The 16473-nt window shown below is 64.5% G+C and carries 14 protein-coding genes; 6 read left to right on the forward strand and 8 right to left on the reverse strand.

The genetic code is table 11. From position 1 onward, the window contains the following. Window positions 1-73: 73 nt before the first annotated feature. Together ACQ3C8_RS15455 and ACQ3C8_RS15460 are read right to left on the reverse strand one after the other, a co-directional pair. Window positions 74-1333, reverse strand: a complete 1260-nt coding sequence (locus ACQ3C8_RS15455) for a carbohydrate porin (RefSeq protein ID WP_428853247.1) — start codon at window positions 1331-1333, stop codon at window positions 74-76. A gap of 118 nt (window positions 1334-1451) precedes the next feature. After that, window positions 1452-2363 carry a LysR family transcriptional regulator gene (locus ACQ3C8_RS15460; protein ID WP_428853248.1) on the reverse strand — a complete coding sequence of 304 codons (912 nt, stop codon included), beginning with the start codon at window positions 2361-2363 and terminating at the stop codon, window positions 1452-1454. Between the two features lie 95 nt (window positions 2364-2458). On the opposite strand from ACQ3C8_RS15460, the gene ACQ3C8_RS15465 reads away from it, so the two are divergent. Next, window positions 2459-3544 (forward strand): YeiH family protein, encoded by a 1086-nt coding sequence (locus tag ACQ3C8_RS15465; protein WP_428853249.1) that lies wholly within the window; start codon window positions 2459-2461, stop codon window positions 3542-3544. Here ACQ3C8_RS15465 and ACQ3C8_RS15470 read toward each other — a convergent pair. After that, window positions 3522-5201, reverse strand: coding sequence for a phospholipase D family protein (locus ACQ3C8_RS15470; protein WP_428853250.1), 1680 nt, complete (start codon window positions 5199-5201; stop codon window positions 3522-3524). The genes ACQ3C8_RS15465 and ACQ3C8_RS15470 overlap by 23 nt on opposite strands. A gap of 255 nt (window positions 5202-5456) precedes the next feature. Here ACQ3C8_RS15470 and ACQ3C8_RS15475 point away from each other — a divergent pair, with 255 nt between their 5' ends. Then, entirely contained in the window at window positions 5457-6038 is a 582-nt protein-coding gene (locus ACQ3C8_RS15475; protein WP_009522205.1) for a BPSL1445 family SYLF domain-containing lipoprotein, read from the forward strand. Between the two features lie 33 nt (window positions 6039-6071). Here the strand turns inward: ACQ3C8_RS15475 and ACQ3C8_RS15480 are convergent, their stop codons facing one another. Then, window positions 6072-6725 carry a DsbA family oxidoreductase gene (locus tag ACQ3C8_RS15480; RefSeq protein WP_428853251.1) on the reverse strand — a complete coding sequence of 218 codons (654 nt, stop codon included), beginning with the start codon at window positions 6723-6725 and terminating at the stop codon, window positions 6072-6074. 172 nt (window positions 6726-6897) lie between these two features. On the opposite strand from ACQ3C8_RS15480, the gene ACQ3C8_RS15485 reads away from it, so the two are divergent. After that, a complete protein-coding gene (locus ACQ3C8_RS15485) occupies window positions 6898-7710 on the forward strand; it encodes an aldolase/citrate lyase family protein (RefSeq protein ID WP_009522203.1) in 813 nt (270 codons plus the stop codon). Window positions 7711-7779: 69 nt separating this feature from the next. Here ACQ3C8_RS15485 and ACQ3C8_RS15490 read toward each other — a convergent pair whose 3' ends face one another. From ACQ3C8_RS15490 to ACQ3C8_RS15500, 3 genes are read right to left on the reverse strand one after another with little or no spacing between them, the layout of a single operon-like run. Next, complete coding sequence (locus tag ACQ3C8_RS15490; RefSeq protein WP_428853252.1) at window positions 7780-7929, reverse strand: DUF2474 domain-containing protein; 150 nt, start codon at window positions 7927-7929, stop codon at window positions 7780-7782. Next, entirely contained in the window at window positions 7929-8939 is a 1011-nt protein-coding gene (cydB, locus tag ACQ3C8_RS15495) for a cytochrome d ubiquinol oxidase subunit II (protein ID WP_009522201.1), read from the reverse strand. Before cydB ends, ACQ3C8_RS15490 begins: the two co-directional genes overlap by 1 nt. Further along, window positions 8940-10400, reverse strand: coding sequence for a cytochrome ubiquinol oxidase subunit I (locus tag ACQ3C8_RS15500; RefSeq protein WP_428853253.1), 1461 nt, complete (start codon window positions 10398-10400; stop codon window positions 8940-8942). It lies immediately after the preceding gene. 79 nt (window positions 10401-10479) lie between these two features. Here ACQ3C8_RS15500 and ACQ3C8_RS15505 point away from each other — a divergent pair, with 79 nt between their 5' ends. The 3 genes from ACQ3C8_RS15505 to ACQ3C8_RS15515 all read left to right on the forward strand — a co-directional run bounded on the left by ACQ3C8_RS15505 (window position 10480) and on the right by ACQ3C8_RS15515 (window position 15038). After that, on the forward strand, window positions 10480-11511 hold the full coding sequence (locus ACQ3C8_RS15505; RefSeq protein WP_428853254.1) for an oxygenase MpaB family protein: 1032 nt from the start codon (window positions 10480-10482) through the stop codon (window positions 11509-11511). Window positions 11512-11628: 117 nt separating this feature from the next. Beyond that, the gene (locus ACQ3C8_RS15510; RefSeq protein ID WP_428853255.1) at window positions 11629-13926 is read left to right on the forward strand and encodes a mechanosensitive ion channel family protein; all 2298 of its coding nucleotides are present in this window, start codon (window positions 11629-11631) and stop codon (window positions 13924-13926) included. Window positions 13927-14174: 248 nt separating this feature from the next. Further along, window positions 14175-15038: a hypothetical protein gene (locus ACQ3C8_RS15515; RefSeq protein WP_428853256.1), complete on the forward strand. Its 864-nt coding sequence runs from the start codon at window positions 14175-14177 to the stop codon at window positions 15036-15038. Here ACQ3C8_RS15515 and ACQ3C8_RS15520 read toward each other — a convergent pair. Beyond that, window positions 14987-16453 carry a flagellar hook-length control protein FliK gene (locus ACQ3C8_RS15520; protein WP_428853257.1) on the reverse strand — a complete coding sequence of 489 codons (1467 nt, stop codon included), beginning with the start codon at window positions 16451-16453 and terminating at the stop codon, window positions 14987-14989. The genes ACQ3C8_RS15515 and ACQ3C8_RS15520 overlap by 52 nt on opposite strands. Window positions 16454-16473: the final 20 nt, after the last annotated feature.

Raw genomic sequence — 16473 nt, forward strand, 5'->3', positions numbered from 1 at the left:
GATCTAAGAAAATTTAATCTCTTAATTAAGAGATATTTAATGTACCGATCATACCACCGTACTGGGAAATTTCTTACCACTGACGCTGCAATCGCACACCAAATGACGTACCCGGGCCCATCACCATAGCGTCGCCAGACAAGGCGGAAAAATTGATGGGATTAAGCGGATCGGACAAGCGGCTGTAGCTGTAGTATGCGTGAATCGAACCGTCGCCCTGCGTCTTCCCGAAGGTCCAGCTCGGCGCAACGGTGAAGGTGGTGCGATTGGCCGAGGCCGCTTCTGCTGCCAGCCGGTCGTGCGCCACCTGCAGGGCCACCTGGAACACTCGATCCAGTGCAAACACCGGACGTGCACTGAGCGATACCCAGCGCGCCTCGCCATCATTGGAGCGGTCGACCTGCATGGCAGCGCCGAGCGTGCCTGACAAACCCGCCGGAAATTTCCAGTCAAGCGTATCGGCAACCCGCCAACGTTCCAGCGATGTCGCATCCTGCCAATCCTGCAGCGGTCCAGGCAGGCCGCCGCCACCCCGCTGGATGGCCAGGCGATTGGTCGCGGCCAGCACGTCTTCCTGGCGGTGCATGGCCGACAGCCACCAGCCACGCGGAGTCGGTTCGGCCAATCCGTCTTCCAGCACTCCGCCAATCCGCGTCATGCCGAGTTGCAGCGTCCCGCCGGTATTGGCAGGAATATCGACGATGCGGAAATGATGGTAGGCCGGCACGATACCCAGCGTGGTATTGGCCGCTTCCGCATAGGTGTAGTTAAAGCGCAGCGGACCGAACAGGTGCATGCGCTCCAGGCCGGCGCTCATGGCCGGAATGCCGCCCGGTTGCTCGCCCGTGCTGGGCATGTGCGCCACCGCCGGACGACGGCCAGCCCACAGCGTGCCGCCATTGAACAGGTCCAGGCCCGAGACCTCGCCGTATAGCTGCGGCAGGGCCACGGCCGGATCCACCGGCACTGCTGCGCCGTCGTGGGCAGCAGCGGGCGCATGTCCCTCCACCACCACGCGCACGGTCACGCCATCGTCGAGCTCCACCAGACGCCGCTCCATGCGGGCCGAGCCTGACGCCGGCGCATTCGCACATCCGCCGGGCCGCGCGCATAGTCCGTATACCGAATGGATCCGCTGCGTGCGCGCCGAGCGTGCAATGGCCTGGGCAATCGCGCTATCGGGCTCCGGCACATGCCAATCCGCTTCCGCCTCCGGCACCTCGATGCCGGACAGCGCGCATCCCCCGGTCACCGAGATGGCACCGAGACAGAACGAGACAATCCACGGGAAGGCAACACGCTGGCGGAATCCGCCTTTGACGACCACAGACATGCAACATGCACCACTGACGACCAGCAACAGTCCGTCAGTATCGACATCCACCCATGACAGTGCAATCGCCGTTACAAATTCACGCTGGCGCCATACGGGCGGGCACAGCTAGCTGTGCTTACAGGCGCGCCGACGGTGACTGATCGAGCAGCGCCCGGAACGCGGTCGCGGCCGGTGACAGCGGGCGGTCCTTCAACTGCAGCACGAACAGCGGTCGTGACACGCTCTCGTCCTTGCGATAGGGCACACGCATGACGCGCTTGAGCGCGATCAGATCGGCCACCATCATCGCCGGCAGCAGCGCAATTCCTGCGCCCTCCGCCACCACACGCGCAATGGCCGCATTGCTGCCGATCTCCACCGTATGGCGCGGCGTCACGCCATGCTCCCGAAGAAACCGGTCCGCCACCTCGCGCGTTCCCGAGCCCGGCTCGCGCAACAACCACACATTGGCGCTCAGATCGGCGGGAGCCACGCGCCGGCGCGCCACGAGCTCCGATCCGGCCGCGGCTACCAGCAGCAAGGCATCGTCATGCCAATGTGTCGACGCAATGCGCGGATCCTCGACCGAGCCTTCCACCACGGCGAGATCGAGATGGCAGTCGAGCAAGGCCTGACTGATGGTATGTGTGTTGCCGATCCGGAGATCAGGCGGCACCTCCGGAAAGCGGCGCATGAAAGCCGACAGGTAACGCGGCAACCAGAAACCGCCGACCGTCGTACTCGCGCCGATGGTCAGCGAACCACGCTGCAATCCAACGCGGGCCCGCACGTCTTCGAGCGCCACGCGCTCCAGCGCAAAGATGCTGCGTGCATGCTCGTGCAGCGCACGGCCCGCCTCGGTGAGGTGCACGCCACGCACCGGCCGCGCGCCGCGTTCGATGAGCGCAAGATCGAGTTGCCGCTCGAGTTCCCGTACCGCCTTGGATACCGCGGGCTGGCTGATGAACAGCGTCTCGGCGGCCTTGGAGAAGCTTTGGGTGTCGACCACCGTATAAAAGATGCGCAGCAGGTGCAGATTGAGAGCCATAACCTGAACTCATGGAAATGGTAAAAAGATGTATTGGATATATAGCACGGCCCTTCCTAGACTGGCAGCAATTCCACTCTCTTTTGCTGCCGTCCATGTCTTCCGCCCAGAGTTCCTCGTTCGACCCGTCACATCAATCGCCCTACCGCATCTGGCTCGATGGTGCATGGTGGCGCGGGCTTGCGCTCACGGGTGCGCTGGCTGCCACCGCACTGTGGCTGGCCGGCACCGCCTGGGTCAAGGCGACCGGCCTGAGCGGGCTTACGCTGGCCATCCTGTTTGGCCTGCTCGCCGGCAACACCATCTTTCCGCACATGGCCAGCCAGACTGGCGCAGGTGTGGATTTCAGCAAGAACCGCCTGCTGCGCGCCGGCATCGTGCTCTATGGCTTTCGGGTAACGTTCCAGCAGATCGGCGACGTGGGATTGGCCGGATTGCTGATCGATGTCCTGATGATCGCCGGTACCTTCACGCTGGCCCTGCAGCTCGGCACGCGCGTGTTCGGCCTGGATCGCCAGACAGCTACGCTGATCGGGGCTGGCAGTGCCATTTGTGGCGCAGCCGCGGTCATGGGGACCGCACCGGTGATCAAGGCCCCGGCCCACAAGGTGGCCGTAGCCGTGGCGACCGTCGTAGTCTTCGGCACGCTCGCCATGTTCCTGTATCCGGTGCTGCAGACACTGCTGCAATTGCCCGAGCACGTCTATGGGGTGTATGCCGGCTCTACCATCCATGAAGTTGCGCAGGTTGTGGTCGCGGGCAAGGCAATCGGTGAACACGCGACCTCGAGCGCGGTGATCGAAAAGATGCTGCGCGTCATGATGCTGGCGCCCTTTCTTCTGCTGCTGGTCCGCGTACCCGGCATGCGCGATCCGCAGCGCGCCGCCGGAAGCGTGACGATTCCGTGGTTTGCCGTACTGTTCATCGTGGCGTGCGGCGTGCATTCGACAGGACGGATTCCTGCCCCAGCGGTCGATCTTCTGGTGCAGCTCGACAACATCCTGCTCGCCATGGCCATGGCCGCGCTCGGACTGCGCACGCAGGTCAGCGCAATCCGCGCCGCCGGCGTCCGGCCGCTCCTGCTGGCTGCCTGCCTGTTTGCCTTTCTTGTGATCGGCGGCCTCGGCATCAACCTTGGCGTGCACTGGCTGTTTGGCGCTACAGCAGTTCCTCTGGCGTAATCGGCCCAAGCAGTCGAATCGACCAGCGCTTCCAGAAGGAGGTTTCCGGCTCGGTGGTATGCACCACTTCCTTGCCGTCGACCTCCTCGACCCAGCGCAATCCACCGTGTTCATCCAACTCAACCCGGTAGCTGTGCTCGTAGGCCGACTCTTCGAACAGCTTGACGACGCCTTGCGCCAGCACCCGGTTGGGAATGAACAGGCCTGTCTCGGTATTTTGTGTCACCGAACGCGGATCAAGATTCATCGAGCCGGTAAACAACGTATTGCCATCGACCACCACCGCCTTCACATGCAGGCTGGCCTGCGATGACTTGAACAAGCCACGCCGCCGCGATGCGCGTGGATCCGTGCTTGCCTGGTTCGCTTTGAGCTCATACAGCTCGACCTTGCTTTCAAGCATCGGCTTGCGATATTTCGCATAGCCGACATGCACGATCGGCGAATCGGTAGCCGCCAGCGAATTGGTCAGGATGCGCATGCGCACGCCGCGCTCGACCAGCTGGCGGATCAGCGCCACGCCCCGCTCACCGGGCACGAAATACGGCGAGATCAGGATGACCTCCTCGCGGGCGCCGCGTACCATCCGCGCCAGTTCATCGCCCATCGTCTGCGAGCTGTCACGCGGGTGATCCGGATCGATTTTTGAGGGATCGTCTACCCGCACCACTGCCGGCGCCCACTCCAGCTGCAGCCGGCGCGCCTTGATCTGGCGCCCTAGTACATTGGCCTGCGCCTCGGGCCGCTCGGCTGGCGCCGCCTCGCGATCCGGCTGCGCAAAACTCGGCTTGTCCGCTGGTGAGGCCGACGCAGATACCGCGGCGGGACCTGACGCGGCGCCCGGCACGTCCGCCACCACAGCCTCGCCGCGCGGCCGATCCGGCGGGGCGGCGGACGCAGCCGATGCCGGCGCCTCGCTGGCGATGGTTTCTACCGGAAAAGCGAAACGGCTGTTCCAGAAGGCATCGAAACCTGATGATAAGCGCTGGACCGCAGGGCCAGCCACGATCACATCGAGGTCGACGAAGTTGGTATTATCGTCGCGCAGGAAATACTCCGCGCCAAGATTGCGGCCACCTGTCATGGCCAGCGCATTGTCTGCAATGAATGCCTTGTTATGCATGCGCCGGTTGATGCGCCGCGCATCGGTGACCACGTTCAGGAAGCGCGTCAGCTTGGAAAAACGTCCTGCGGGAAACGGATTGAAGAGCCGCACCTCGATGTTTGGGTGACGTGCGAACTTCAGGAACGGAATGTCCTTGCCGTCGGTATTGAGATCGTCCACCAGTACCCGCACGCGTACACCCCGCCGCGCTGCGCGCATAACATGGCTCATGATCTCGCGCACCGAATTGTCGTCGTTGATGATGTAGTACTGCAGATCGAGCGTGCGCTCGGCGCTATCGGCCAGCGCGATCAGCGTCGCAAACGCTTCCTCGCCGGAGGTCACAAGGCGAAAGCCAGACTGCGAGCCATCGCGCATATTGGCTGGCACGCTGCTGCTCACCAGCCGCGCCAGGGACGTTCCGTTGTCCGCATGCAGTGCGACCGACGGCTTGCGCGGCACATGCTCGGGCAGGCTCGCGCAGCCCGTCAGGCTGAACAGCACCATCCACAGGCACAGAAGCAGGCGGCGGTGACGAAGCGGCGACAACATGAGAAAGGTCAACTGCATGTCACCCTCTGAATTGGAGCATGCGGAACATCCGACGAACGCCACACAGCCAGCGCACACAGCAGGAAGATGGGCGGAAGCCATGATACGGCCGCGGCATCAATACCTGCTATCCGTGTTTGTCTGACGTGTCTCGCCCACGTCACAGCCTTGCCTGATGGGCTTGTTCGGCAAATTGACTTCATCCTGCGCGGCTCCTATGCTGCATTGAGCCCTTCACTTCACAAGGACAAGATCATGGAACGCAGAGCATTCATCACCAGCACCGCAGGATTGATCATCGGCACGAGTGGACTGGTGCTGGCCGGTTGTACCACAACGCCCGACGCGCCCACCGACAAGGCCGCGAAACGGCGCGAAATCGACGCAGCCATCGACCCGGCACTGTCGCGGCTCTACAGCACCGTCAAGGGCGCGCGCGAGATGGGCAACCGCGCACGCGGCATTCTTGTGTTCCCCAATGTCGTGGCCGCCGGCTTCGTGGTCGGTGGCGAATTCGGCGACGGCGCGCTGCGCACCGGCGGCCGCAACGCCGGCTACTACCGCACCATCACGGGCTCGTGGGGATTGCAGATCGGCGCCCAATCGAAAGCGGTCTACTTCATGTTCATGACGCAGCAGGCACTCGACAAATTCGTTGCCAGCAAGGGCTGGACGGCCGGCGTCGATGCCTCGGTGGCCCTCGCCAAGGTCGGTGCCAACGGCGACATCGACACCAATACCGCGCAGCAATCGGTCGTGGGCTTCGTCCTCACCAACGCCGGCCTGATGGCTAACCTGACGCTGGAAGGCACCAAGATCACCAAGCTGGACCTGTAGTAAGTCTTCAGCCCCCAGGCCGAAGGCAATCCGCTATTGAGAGGCGGTTTCCGCGAGACGGCGCAATGCCGCCTCGAACACATGCGCGGGCTGCCCGCCTTCGATCAGGTGCCGGTCGTTGATGATGATGGCCGGCACCGAGCGGATGCCGTGTGCCTGGTAGAACTGCTCCTGCGCGCGCACCGCCTCGGCATGGGCATCCGATGCCAGCACGGCTTGAGCTTCCGTGCGATCGAGTCCCGCAGCCTCCACGCAATCCAGCAGCACATCGTGCGCCCCCGGATTACGCCCGTCCTCGAAATACGCCTTGAGTAGCGCATGTTTCAGGGCCAGCTGCCGGCCCGACGGAGCGGCCCAGTGCAGAAGGCGATGCGCATCGAAGGTGTTATAGATGTGCGTGCGGCGCTCCATGCGGAAGGTGAACCCCTCCTCGGCGCCACGCGCGCGAATCGCCTCGGAATTCTGCGCCAGCTGCGCGGCGCTCATCCCGTACCGCTCATGCAGGTACGCAGCGACCTCCTGACCGGCGGGCGGCATGTCAGGATTGAGTTCGAACGGCTGCAGCGTGATCTCTGCCGTCACTGTCCCCTGCAAGGCTGCCAACGCCCGCTCCAGGGCATGCAGTCCGATGGCGCACCACGGGCAGGAGACGTCCGAGACAAAATCGATCTTAATGGGTGTTGTCATGCTGTTCTCCACGCGCCCGCTTGCGCCAGTGTGTCTGAAGCAGCGACTCTATCACCAACGGATACATACCATCGCGCGGCAATCGGCGGCACAATGACGTTTTGTCGTGTGGCCGTGCTGGGCCGCCTTACCGCCCCCCTGCTCCGCGACGTTGACTTCACCGGATTCGCTCATGGAAATCGCCCCGAACCACTTCAAGCGCGCGCTGGCCGCCGGTACGCCGCAAATCGGCATCTGGTCCACGCTGCCGCATGCCTATGTCGCCGAGATCATTGCCGGCGCAGGTTATGACTGGGTGCTGCTCGACACCGAGCACACGCCCAGCGATGTGCCGCAGATGGTTCAACAATTGCAGGCAGTGGCCGCCGCTACGCCGCTGGTTCCCCTGCATCGCACCGCGCCGGTGGTACGCCCGGCGTGGAACGATCCAGTGATGATCAAGCGCTATCTCGATATTGGCGCGCAAACCCTGCTGGTGCCGTTCGTGCAGAACGCCGACGAAGCCCGCGCTGCCGTTGCCGCCATGCGTTACGCGCCGCGCGGCATCCGCGGTGTCGGCGGTTCCGTGCGCGCCTCGAATTTCGGGCGCATTGCCGACTACGCGCAGCGCTGCGAAGAGGAATTGTGCCTGCTGGTGCAGGTGGAATCGCGCACCGCGCTCGACCAGCTGGAAGCCATCGCCAGCGTGGATGGCGTGGATGGGGTGTTCATCGGCCCGGCGGACTTGTCGGCCAGCCTGGGCCATGTCGGCAACCTGCGCCATCCCGAGGTACGCGCCGCCATCGATGATGCCATCCGCCGGATCCGCGCCTGCGGCAAGGCGCCGGGCATCCTCACCACGGACGAGACGCGCGCCCGCGAATGCCTGGACCTGGGCGCGCTTTTCGTCGCCGTCGCCATGGACATGCAATTGCTGGCACGCGGCGCGGAGGCAGTCGCGGCACGTTTCCGCCAGACCCGTTCGGCAGCGGATGGCGACTATTGAAGGTATGGGGAGAGATGCACGGCGGGCAGGCGAGCGTTGGCTGGCGCAGGGGGCATCATGTCGCAATGCTCAGGTGCTCAGCCCCGCCATGCGCATGAAGAACTTGAGGACATAGGCCGTCATGCCCACGGCCACCACGCCGAGCGCCCAGAACACCACCAGCCAACCGATCCGGCGCAGCCAAAGCCGGCTGCGCGGCGGGGCGTCGTCGCTCTGCATCAGTGGTACCCCTCGCCGTGCCGCACCTTGCCGCGAAACACCCAATAGCCCCATGCGGTGTACATGAGGATCACTGGCACGATCAGCAGCGCGCCGACCAAGGCAAAACCGAGGCTCTGCGGCGGTCCGGCTGCCGCCCAGATGGAAATGTCCGGCGGGATCACGTTCGGCCACACGCTGATACCCAACCCGCTGTAGGCCAGGAAGATCATCGCCAGCGTCAACACGAACGGCACGGCATCGCCAGCGCCACGCGCCAGGGTGCGCAGCAGCAGCGCCATGGTCACCGCTACCAGGACCGGTACCGGCGCAAACCACAGAATGTTCGGGAAGGAGAACCAGCGGGCCGCGATATTGGCATGCGCCAGCGGTGTCCAGATGCTGACCACCACAATCACGCCCAGCAACACCCACGCCAGGCGGATGGCAATTTTCCGCATCCGCGTCTGTAACTCGCCTTCGGTCTTCATAATCAGCCAGGTACTGCCGAGCAGTGCGTATCCGGCAATCAGCCCCAGCCCACAGAACAGTGCGAACGGGTGCAGCCAGTCAAACGCGCCGCCAGCGTAGCGGCCATTCAGCACCGGCAGTCCTTCGATATATGCGCCAAGCGTCACGCCCTGGCAGAACGTCGCCAGCAGCGAGCCGCCGATGAATGCCTTGTCCCAGATGTGGCGCCGTTCCGGGGTGGCCTTGAAGCGGAATTCAAAGGCCACGCCACGGAAGATCAGGCCGATCAGCATCAGGATCAGCGGCAGATAGAGCGCGCTCAGCACCACCGAGTACGCCAGCGGAAACGCGGCCAGCAGCCCGGCCCCGCCCAGTACCAGCCAGGTCTCGTTGCCGTCCCAGACCGGCGCGACGGTGTTCATCATGACATCGCGGTCATGCTCATCCTTGAAGAAGGGAAACAGGATGCCAATGCCCAGGTCAAAGCCATCCATGATGACGTACATCATCACGCCGAACAGGATGATGACGGCCCACAGCAGCGGAAGATCGATGCCCATTCAAACCCCCTTGGCGTGGTTGTCGGCACGCTGGCCGGGGGCGCTGTCGAGCGCCTCGTCAGAGCCGTCCGAGGCGGCCGAGATCGGGCGCATCGGCTGGCGCATCTGGCCCGGCCCACCCTGCGGTTCATCGAGCGCCGCAGAACTCTGCGGCCCTTTCCTGAGCAGACGCAGTCCGTACAGCGTGCCAGCGCCGAACACCACGAAATACACCACCACGAAAATCGCCAGTGTCAGCCCGACCTGCGAGGCATCGTGCGCCGAGACACCTTCCGAGGTCCGCATGACACCGTAGACCACCCATGGCTGCCGGCCGATCTCGGTGGTAAACCACCCGGCCAGGATCGCGATCAGCCCGGACGGCCCCATCCACAGCGCACAGCGCAGGAAAAAGCGCGATTCGAAGATATGCGCGCGCCGCCGCAACAACAGCGACCATAGCCCCAGCAGGATCATCAGGACACCCAGCCCGACCATCACGCGGAACGACCAGAAGACGATGGCCGCATTGGGGCGGTCTTCTTTCGGAAACTCCTTCAGGCCGGGGAACTGCCCGTCCAGCGAATGCGTCAGGATCAGGCTGCCCAGCTTGGGAATGCCCACGGCATAGTCGGTGCGCTCCGCTTCCATGTTCGGCAGGCCAAACAGCAGCAGGGGCACGCCTTCGCCCGGCTTGTTCTCCCAGTGTCCTTCCATCGCTGCGATCTTGGCGGGCTGGTGCTTGAGCGTGTTGAGGCCATGCATGTCGCCGATCAGCATCTGGATCGGCGCGGTACACAGGATCATCCACATGGCCATCGACAGCATCTTGCGCACCGCCGGCCGGTCATTGCCGCGCAGCAGGTGCCAGGCGGCCGACGCCCCCACCATTAGCGCGGTCGCCAGGAAAGCGGCCACGACCATGTGCACCAGGCGATACGGGAACGAGGGATTGAAGATGACCTTGAACCAGTCGACCGGGACGATGCGGCCATCGATGATCTCGTGGCCTTGCGGCGTCTGCATCCAGCTGTTGGACGCCAGGATCCAGGTCGCGGAAATCAGCGTGCCGACCGCCACGGCCACTGTGGCGCCGAAATGCAGTCCCGGCCCGACCCGGCTCCAGCCGAACAGCATCACCCCCAGGAAGCCGGCCTCCAGGAAGAAGGCCGTCAGGACCTCGTAGGCCAGCAGCGGCCCGGTGACCCCGCCGGCAAAGCGCGAGAATTCACTCCAGTTGGTGCCGAACTGATAAGCCATCACCAGCCCCGACACCACGCCCATGCCGAATGCCACGGCGAACACCTTGAGCCAGAAGTGGTAGAGGTCCCGGTACACCTCGCGCCGCGTGACCAGCCAGGAGCCTTCGAGCACGGCAAGATAGCTGGCCAGCCCGATCGTCAACGCGGGGAAGATGATGTGGAAGGAGACCGTGAAGGCAAATTGGACTCGTGCGAGATCCAGTGCGCTCAGACTTAGCATGATCCATCCAGTCGGCAGTCACGGGGACGCCGGAGTATCCGCGGCGTCTGTCTGCTGTCTGCCATGCTGCGCCGCACGCATGGAGTATGCAACATCCAATGTGATAAAAACAGCGTCAGTGGGTGCGGCATTTTGCGTATCAGCCGGGCTCGCCAGGCGGGGCCCGCCGCACAAAACACAGTATGATGCAGGAACGCCGGATGCACCAAGAACGAAACCCGTGATCACGCGCCTGCCCCCTCTCGCGCACCTGCGCGTGCGCATTGCCGACCATGTCCGCGGAATGACGCGCGGCACCAGCTCAGGCATCGTCCTGGACCTCGACAATCCGCCTGGCGACCCCGGCCTGTTCGGCCCGCACGCCGTCTGCTGGCGCGTGCATGCCGATTTTCCGGCCATGCTGGCCGGCGGCGTGAGCGCCCTGCTGCTGCAGGCCCTCCACCCGCTCGCGCTCGCTGGTGTCTGGGATCATTCGTCGTTCCGTACCGACATGCAGGGCCGGCTCGGCCGTACCGCCCAGTTCATCGCCGGTACCACCTATGGCTGCCGGGCCGATGCCGAACGCCTGATCGCCCGGGTGCGACAGATTCACGCAGGCATCCAGGGCATCGCCCCCGATGGCCGGCCATATCGGGCCGACGACCCCCATCTGCTGACCTGGGTGCATGTCGCCGAGGTCTCCAGCTTCATGGCAGCCTACCTGCGTCACGTGAACCCGTCCCTGTCGGCGGCTGAACAGGACCAGTACTACGCCGAAACCGCCCATGTCGCCGCTGCACTTGGCGCCATCGCCATTCCGCGTTCGCGCCAGGAAGTGGCCGGCTACATCGAGCGCATGCGTCCCGAGCTGATCGCCGATGCACGCGCCCATGACGTGGCGCAGCGGCTGCTCAACCTATCGTCCGGCCATCTTGCCGCCCTGCCGGCCATCCGCATCCTCACCGCAGCCGGCACGCAACTGCTGCCGCCCTGGGCCAGCGCCATGCTCGGCCTCGATACCGCGCGTCTGCGCTGGCGAGCGCTGGGGATGCCCGCCGTGGCTGGCATGCTGCGCTGGTCGCTGACCAACAGCGCAGCGCAGCGCGCACGCCGCCGCATGGCGCAGACCTGAGGCCTCAGCATGTCATCGCGCCCTTTGCTCCCGCTTCTGCTCCAGTCGCTCTTCGATCAGTTATTCCGCCGCTCATTCCATTCGTCTACCGGAAACATTCGTCCCGCATGCGGGACAATGTGCCGGCAATACGCACGCCCCACCCTGCTGGTCAGCCTATGCGTGTGCGCGATGCTCGCCATCGGCATGGGCATCGCGAGCACGTACGCTGCCCCAGCCGGACTCCCTTCTTCAGCGACATCCGCCACCACGCCAGCCGCCTCCGAAGCCGCCGCCAGCGAAGTCGCTGCCGCACCCTTGCTGCAGTCCATCGACCAGGTCATCTCGACACTGGAAAACGATACCCAACGTACCGCGCTGCTGCTGGAACTGCATCGCCTGCGCGATGGCGTGACGCCGCTTGCCGCCAGCGAAGCCGCGGCGGCCGAAAAGGAGCGGCGCGGCCTGATCGGCGTGCTGTCCAACGCCATCGAGCAGGCCGATACGCAACTGCGGCGCGAGCAGATCCCGTTGCGTTACTGGCATGAGCGCTTTGTCCGGGCAGGCGAACAGCTGCCCGCCATCCTGCGGCCGGCCGGCAGCACTTCGGCCTGGCCAGCGATCCGCGAGTTCCTGGGTGTAGTCACGCTCTGGCTGTTGCCGGCCATCGGCTTGGCGGTCTTGGGCCGGACGCTGGCCCTGCGGCGCGGCATCAGCCTGGGCCTCGGGGCCGATCCCTCGACACGTGCGGTGCTGCTGTATGCCGCACGCATGCTCGGACCATGGGCCATCGGCCTGGTCGTCACCGTGCTGTATACGCGTGTCGTGGGTCGCTCGCCGCCGAGCGTGCTGGCCATGCTGTTGGCCTCTGCCGTGCTCGCCGGCGTGTTCTTCTATCTTGCCAGCACCGTGCTGTTCAGCGTCCTGGCCACGGGTCACCGCCGCGCAGCCGCCGACATCCTCAAGCAGCGCACGCGCATCCCGCTGGCCATCGTCGGCGCACTGGTGGTGCTCGGCGACGGCACGGGCGACAGCCGCGTGGTCGCCGCGCTTGGCTTCAGCGTCGCCACGCTCGCATCCACCGGCGCAAACATTGCAGCTGCCCTGCTGATCGCCTGGATGTCGGTGCGTTACCGCCGCGCCATCGGCCACCTCATCGTCAACCGTCCGGCGGAATACCGCCTGAGCCATCGCACCTCGTACGACACGGTACAGCTCGTGGCGCGCTACTGGTACCTGCCGATCCTCGCCATCGTGCTGACCTCGGTGGTGGCCACGCTCGTAGCGACAGGCAATGCAGAAATCTTCCTGCAGCGCACGGTGTCGTCGGTCGCGCTCTTCATCCTCGCCATGCTCGCGTCATCCCTGGTCGGCCGCGCCGCGCGCCTGCCGCACCACGCCGGCATCCGGCGGCGACGCTCACCGTATGTCGCACGCTTCCTGCGCTTTCTGCGTGCCGTGGTCCGGTTGGTCGTGTGGCTCATCTTCCTGGAACTGTGCGCACGCGTGTGGGACACATCGCTCGTGCGCCTGATGGGAGAAACCGTGTACGGCCGCGAGATCGGGACCGCGCTGACCTCGATTATCGCCACCGTCTTCCTGGCCTGGCTGGTGTGGCTCATCATGGACACCGCCATCACCGAAGCGCTTACTTCGCACAGCAGCCGGGGCCGCGCACCGAGCGTGCGCGCGCGCACCATCCTGCCGCTGGTCCGCAACGCGGCATTCATCACCATCGTGGTGATCGCGGCCATCGTCACGCTCGCCAACCTCGGCGTCAACGTGACACCGCTACTGGCTGGCGCCGGCGTGATCGGCCTCGCCATCGGCTTTGGCGCGCAAACCCTGGTACAGGACCTGATCACCGGCCTGTTCATCATCATCGAGGATTCCATCGCCGTCGGCGACAGCATCGACGTCGGCTCCCACGCCGGCACCGTCGAGGCCCTGACCATCCGCACCGTGCGCCTGCGGGACCTGTCCGGTGCCACGCACGTGATTCCGTTCAGCGCCATCAAGACCATCAAGAACATGTCGCGCGGCTACGGCTACGCCGTGTTCAACGTCAGCGTGGCCTATGACACCAATATCGACCAGGCCATCGACGCCATCCGTCAGGTTGGTGCCCAGATGCAGGCCGACTACCGCTATCAGCTCGCCATCCTGGAACCCATCGAAGTGCTGGGCCTCGACCGCTTCGAAGCAAGCGGTATCGTGATCCTCGCGCGACTCAAGACGCAGGCCAGCGCTACTTTCACTATTACACGCGCGTTCAATCTGCTGCTCAAGCAGCGGTTCGATGAATCCGGAATCGAGATGCCGTTCCCGCAGATGACGGTGCATCAGGCGGCGCAGAAAACTGCGGGTCAGGAGACGCCTCAGCACTCCGCCTCGACGTCAGTGCCTGCATCGCCCATTGCAAATGGTCGGCCGTAACGATTGCCACCACCGGTCAGCCAAGAAGGGGAATCGCTGCGCTTCACCCTTCACCTGTCCTCTCTTCCCCGCTGGCATGGTGGTCGGTAACCAGCGGGCAATTGCTCTCTCTGCTCCGGTAACCCTTTTGTTTCCCTGGAATTGATAAAAGTTGTAAATCTCGCCAGCGGAAATCTCTAGCATGCGAAGCGGCGCAAACCTGGAGTGCGAACCCTAGGGGATGTCGCGCCCTTTTCCCGGATATTCGAATGAACACGCAATACTCTTCCCAGGATTTACGCGCCTTCGGGCGCAAGCCCGAATACCTTTTCACCACGAAAGAAAAAGAGCAATTGCTCCCGGATGCGGCGAGTCCCGCGTATTGCGTGCGGACGCGCGCGTTATTGGACGAGATACTGACGAGCGTCCCGTCGACAAAACTATGCAAACAGGATCGTTTCGGAAACACAGCATTGCATTATTTTGCCAAGAACCGACGCAAGACTCTCCTTGCCACGCTGGCCAACCGTCTGCCACCCGAGGCAATCGCCATCCGTAATCTCCAGGGACAAACGCCGCTCGATCTCGTACCGGCACACCATGACGTGGAGCGCGCCTTCCTGGAGGAGTTGCACGATATTCACGAACTGCTGGAACTGCTGAAGCGCACCAGTCCACCGAGCAGCGGCAAGACAACGATCAGTCTTTCCCCTGCTTTGTGGGATCGTTGCACACCGCTCAAATCCCCGGTCCGCAATTCGGCCCAGACACCTTCGCGCTCAATCTCCAACCCGCCCGCGACGCCTGCGTATGGACTCAGCCCCGGCACACGAGTGCGCATTACGCTCACGCCAGACGGGCTACGTGCTGAGATCGGCAACGATAGCCTTCATCTGGATGAAACATATCGAGCCAATCTGCTCGCAAACTTGACCAACCTGACCGCTTCGCCAGGCAAGTTATCGTGCACGCCGCAACAATCGGCCAGCCATACTTCACCGCACGATGCTCAGCCGGTGCCACAACCGCGTAGGTTCCCCAAAACGTCGGGACGCTCCCGGGTCACCAGGAAGCTTGTGTTTCAAGCGAACGTGTCGACCAGCCCCTCATACGAGGAAACGCGCGCCAATTGAGTATCCGTGCCCCCGATGGGCGACCCTGGCCCCTCGGCATGTGCGGTGGAGCGCGATGACGTGCGCCCTGCCTCTGACCCCGCCGGGTCGGAGGTCTGACCAAACTCGCCCGTCCCCACAAACCCGCCTGCCAACTCCATGCCCGCGCTCTCCATTGCCTCGCGCAGGCGCGGCATGGCGGCTTCGATGAGATCGCGCGTCATCGGCTGGGCGCACAGGAAGCTGGCTTCCACCCGGCGCTCTTCCATCTTGACGGTCACATGTACCGGGCCAAGTTCCGCCGGATTGAGTTGCAGTTCGGCCATCCCCTGTCCGCGCGTCTGCATCCAGCGCAGGTGGTGGTGCAACTGATAAGGCAAGGCAGCCTCGTCGAGAATCTGGACCGTACCGGGATGCTGCATGGCGCCAGATGGCGCTGCTGGAGTGGCAGCGGCGGATCCGACTGCTCCCGTGAGCCCGGACATCATGGGCAAGGCGGTGGTCCCCGGGACATTGCCTGCTGCGTCACCGGTCACCGCAGTGGCGCCGCGCACGGTTTCAGCCAACGCGGGTACGGCATCGCCCTGTAGGGTGGGAGCCGTGCGGATGGCGTCTGGCAAATCCTGCAGTGCCATCGTGGCAGGTGCCGGGCGGCCGGCAGGATGACCTGCCGTCGCTGGCTGCTTGGCTACGCCGGCCAGGCGATCGAGAAACGAAATATCCGCCCCGGCTTGCTCGGCGACATCCTGTGTAGCCTCAGGCATCGTGGTCCCGCGTGTCCTGCCCGTAGCCGCCCGCTGCACGGCCTGGCCAGCCGTGGCTCCTTGTGCCCCCGGTATGCTGACATCGACTGGAGTTGCCGGATTGGCCGCTGCAGCCGCCCTTGCGTCGCTAGCAAACTCGCCCACTCCGGCAGGCAAGCCGGCTGCCACGCGGCGCGCCTGCTCCAACGTGTCCAGCCATGCGGATGCGTCGCTGCCTGTGCCTTGCGAGTACGCTGCATGATCGGTCACCGTTACAGCTGCGGGTGCATCGCTTGAGGCGGAGGTGTCGCCCATCACGGCGGACGTGTTCGCCGCCGGCATGGCCGTGGGTTGCGTCATCCATGCAGGATCGATAATGATCGCTTGCGGCTCGCCAGGCGTGCCGGGAACGCCAGATACCGGCGCTTCGGCATCGACCACCGCTTCGCCGGTGGCCCCGTCCGTGGTACCGGCCTGCCATGGCTCGGTGGCGTTCGCCCCCACGTGCGACGGCGCGTTATCTGCGGCGCCCGCCGCATCGGTGGGCCCGGTATCGCGACGTGTCTGCGCCTGCTCGAGCTGCGTGTTGAAGGCAGCACCAGGCTGCCTGGCCTCTGCCGCATCGGCCTGCGACGCGGCAGCGTTCGCTGGCTTGCCGCGCGCTGGGGCAGGCGATGGAAGAACAGATGACAAGGGCGCTGCTGAGGTCTGCA

This window comes from Imbroritus primus (genome assembly GCF_964332355.1).
Taxonomy (GTDB): domain Bacteria; phylum Pseudomonadota; class Gammaproteobacteria; order Burkholderiales; family Burkholderiaceae; genus Imbroritus; species Imbroritus primus.

Coding starts and splice junctions, on each gene's coding strand:
- ACQ3C8_RS15475 (WP_009522205.1), top strand. CDS start 5,457: ATGGAACGCAGAGCATTCATCACCAGCACCGCAGGATTGATCATCGGC.
- ACQ3C8_RS15515 (WP_428853256.1), top strand. CDS start 14,175: ATGAACACGCAATACTCTTCCCAGGATTTACGCGCCTTCGGGCGCAAG.
- cydB (WP_009522201.1), bottom strand. CDS start 8,939: ATGGGCATCGATCTTCCGCTGCTGTGGGCCGTCATCATCCTGTTCGGC.
- ACQ3C8_RS15490 (WP_428853252.1), bottom strand. CDS start 7,929: ATGCAGAGCGACGACGCCCCGCCGCGCAGCCGGCTTTGGCTGCGCCGG.
- ACQ3C8_RS15505 (WP_428853254.1), top strand. CDS start 10,480: ATGGAGTATGCAACATCCAATGTGATAAAAACAGCGTCAGTGGGTGCG.
- ACQ3C8_RS15480 (WP_428853251.1), bottom strand. CDS start 6,725: ATGACAACACCCATTAAGATCGATTTTGTCTCGGACGTCTCCTGCCCG.
- ACQ3C8_RS15500 (WP_428853253.1), bottom strand. CDS start 10,400: ATGCTAAGTCTGAGCGCACTGGATCTCGCACGAGTCCAATTTGCCTTC.
- ACQ3C8_RS15455 (WP_428853247.1), bottom strand. CDS start 1,333: ATGTCTGTGGTCGTCAAAGGCGGATTCCGCCAGCGTGTTGCCTTCCCG.
- ACQ3C8_RS15470 (WP_428853250.1), bottom strand. CDS start 5,201: ATGTTGTCGCCGCTTCGTCACCGCCGCCTGCTTCTGTGCCTGTGGATG.
- ACQ3C8_RS15465 (WP_428853249.1), top strand. CDS start 2,459: ATGTCTTCCGCCCAGAGTTCCTCGTTCGACCCGTCACATCAATCGCCC.
- ACQ3C8_RS15485 (WP_009522203.1), top strand. CDS start 6,898: ATGGAAATCGCCCCGAACCACTTCAAGCGCGCGCTGGCCGCCGGTACG.
- ACQ3C8_RS15510 (WP_428853255.1), top strand. CDS start 11,629: ATGTGCCGGCAATACGCACGCCCCACCCTGCTGGTCAGCCTATGCGTG.
- ACQ3C8_RS15460 (WP_428853248.1), bottom strand. CDS start 2,363: ATGGCTCTCAATCTGCACCTGCTGCGCATCTTTTATACGGTGGTCGAC.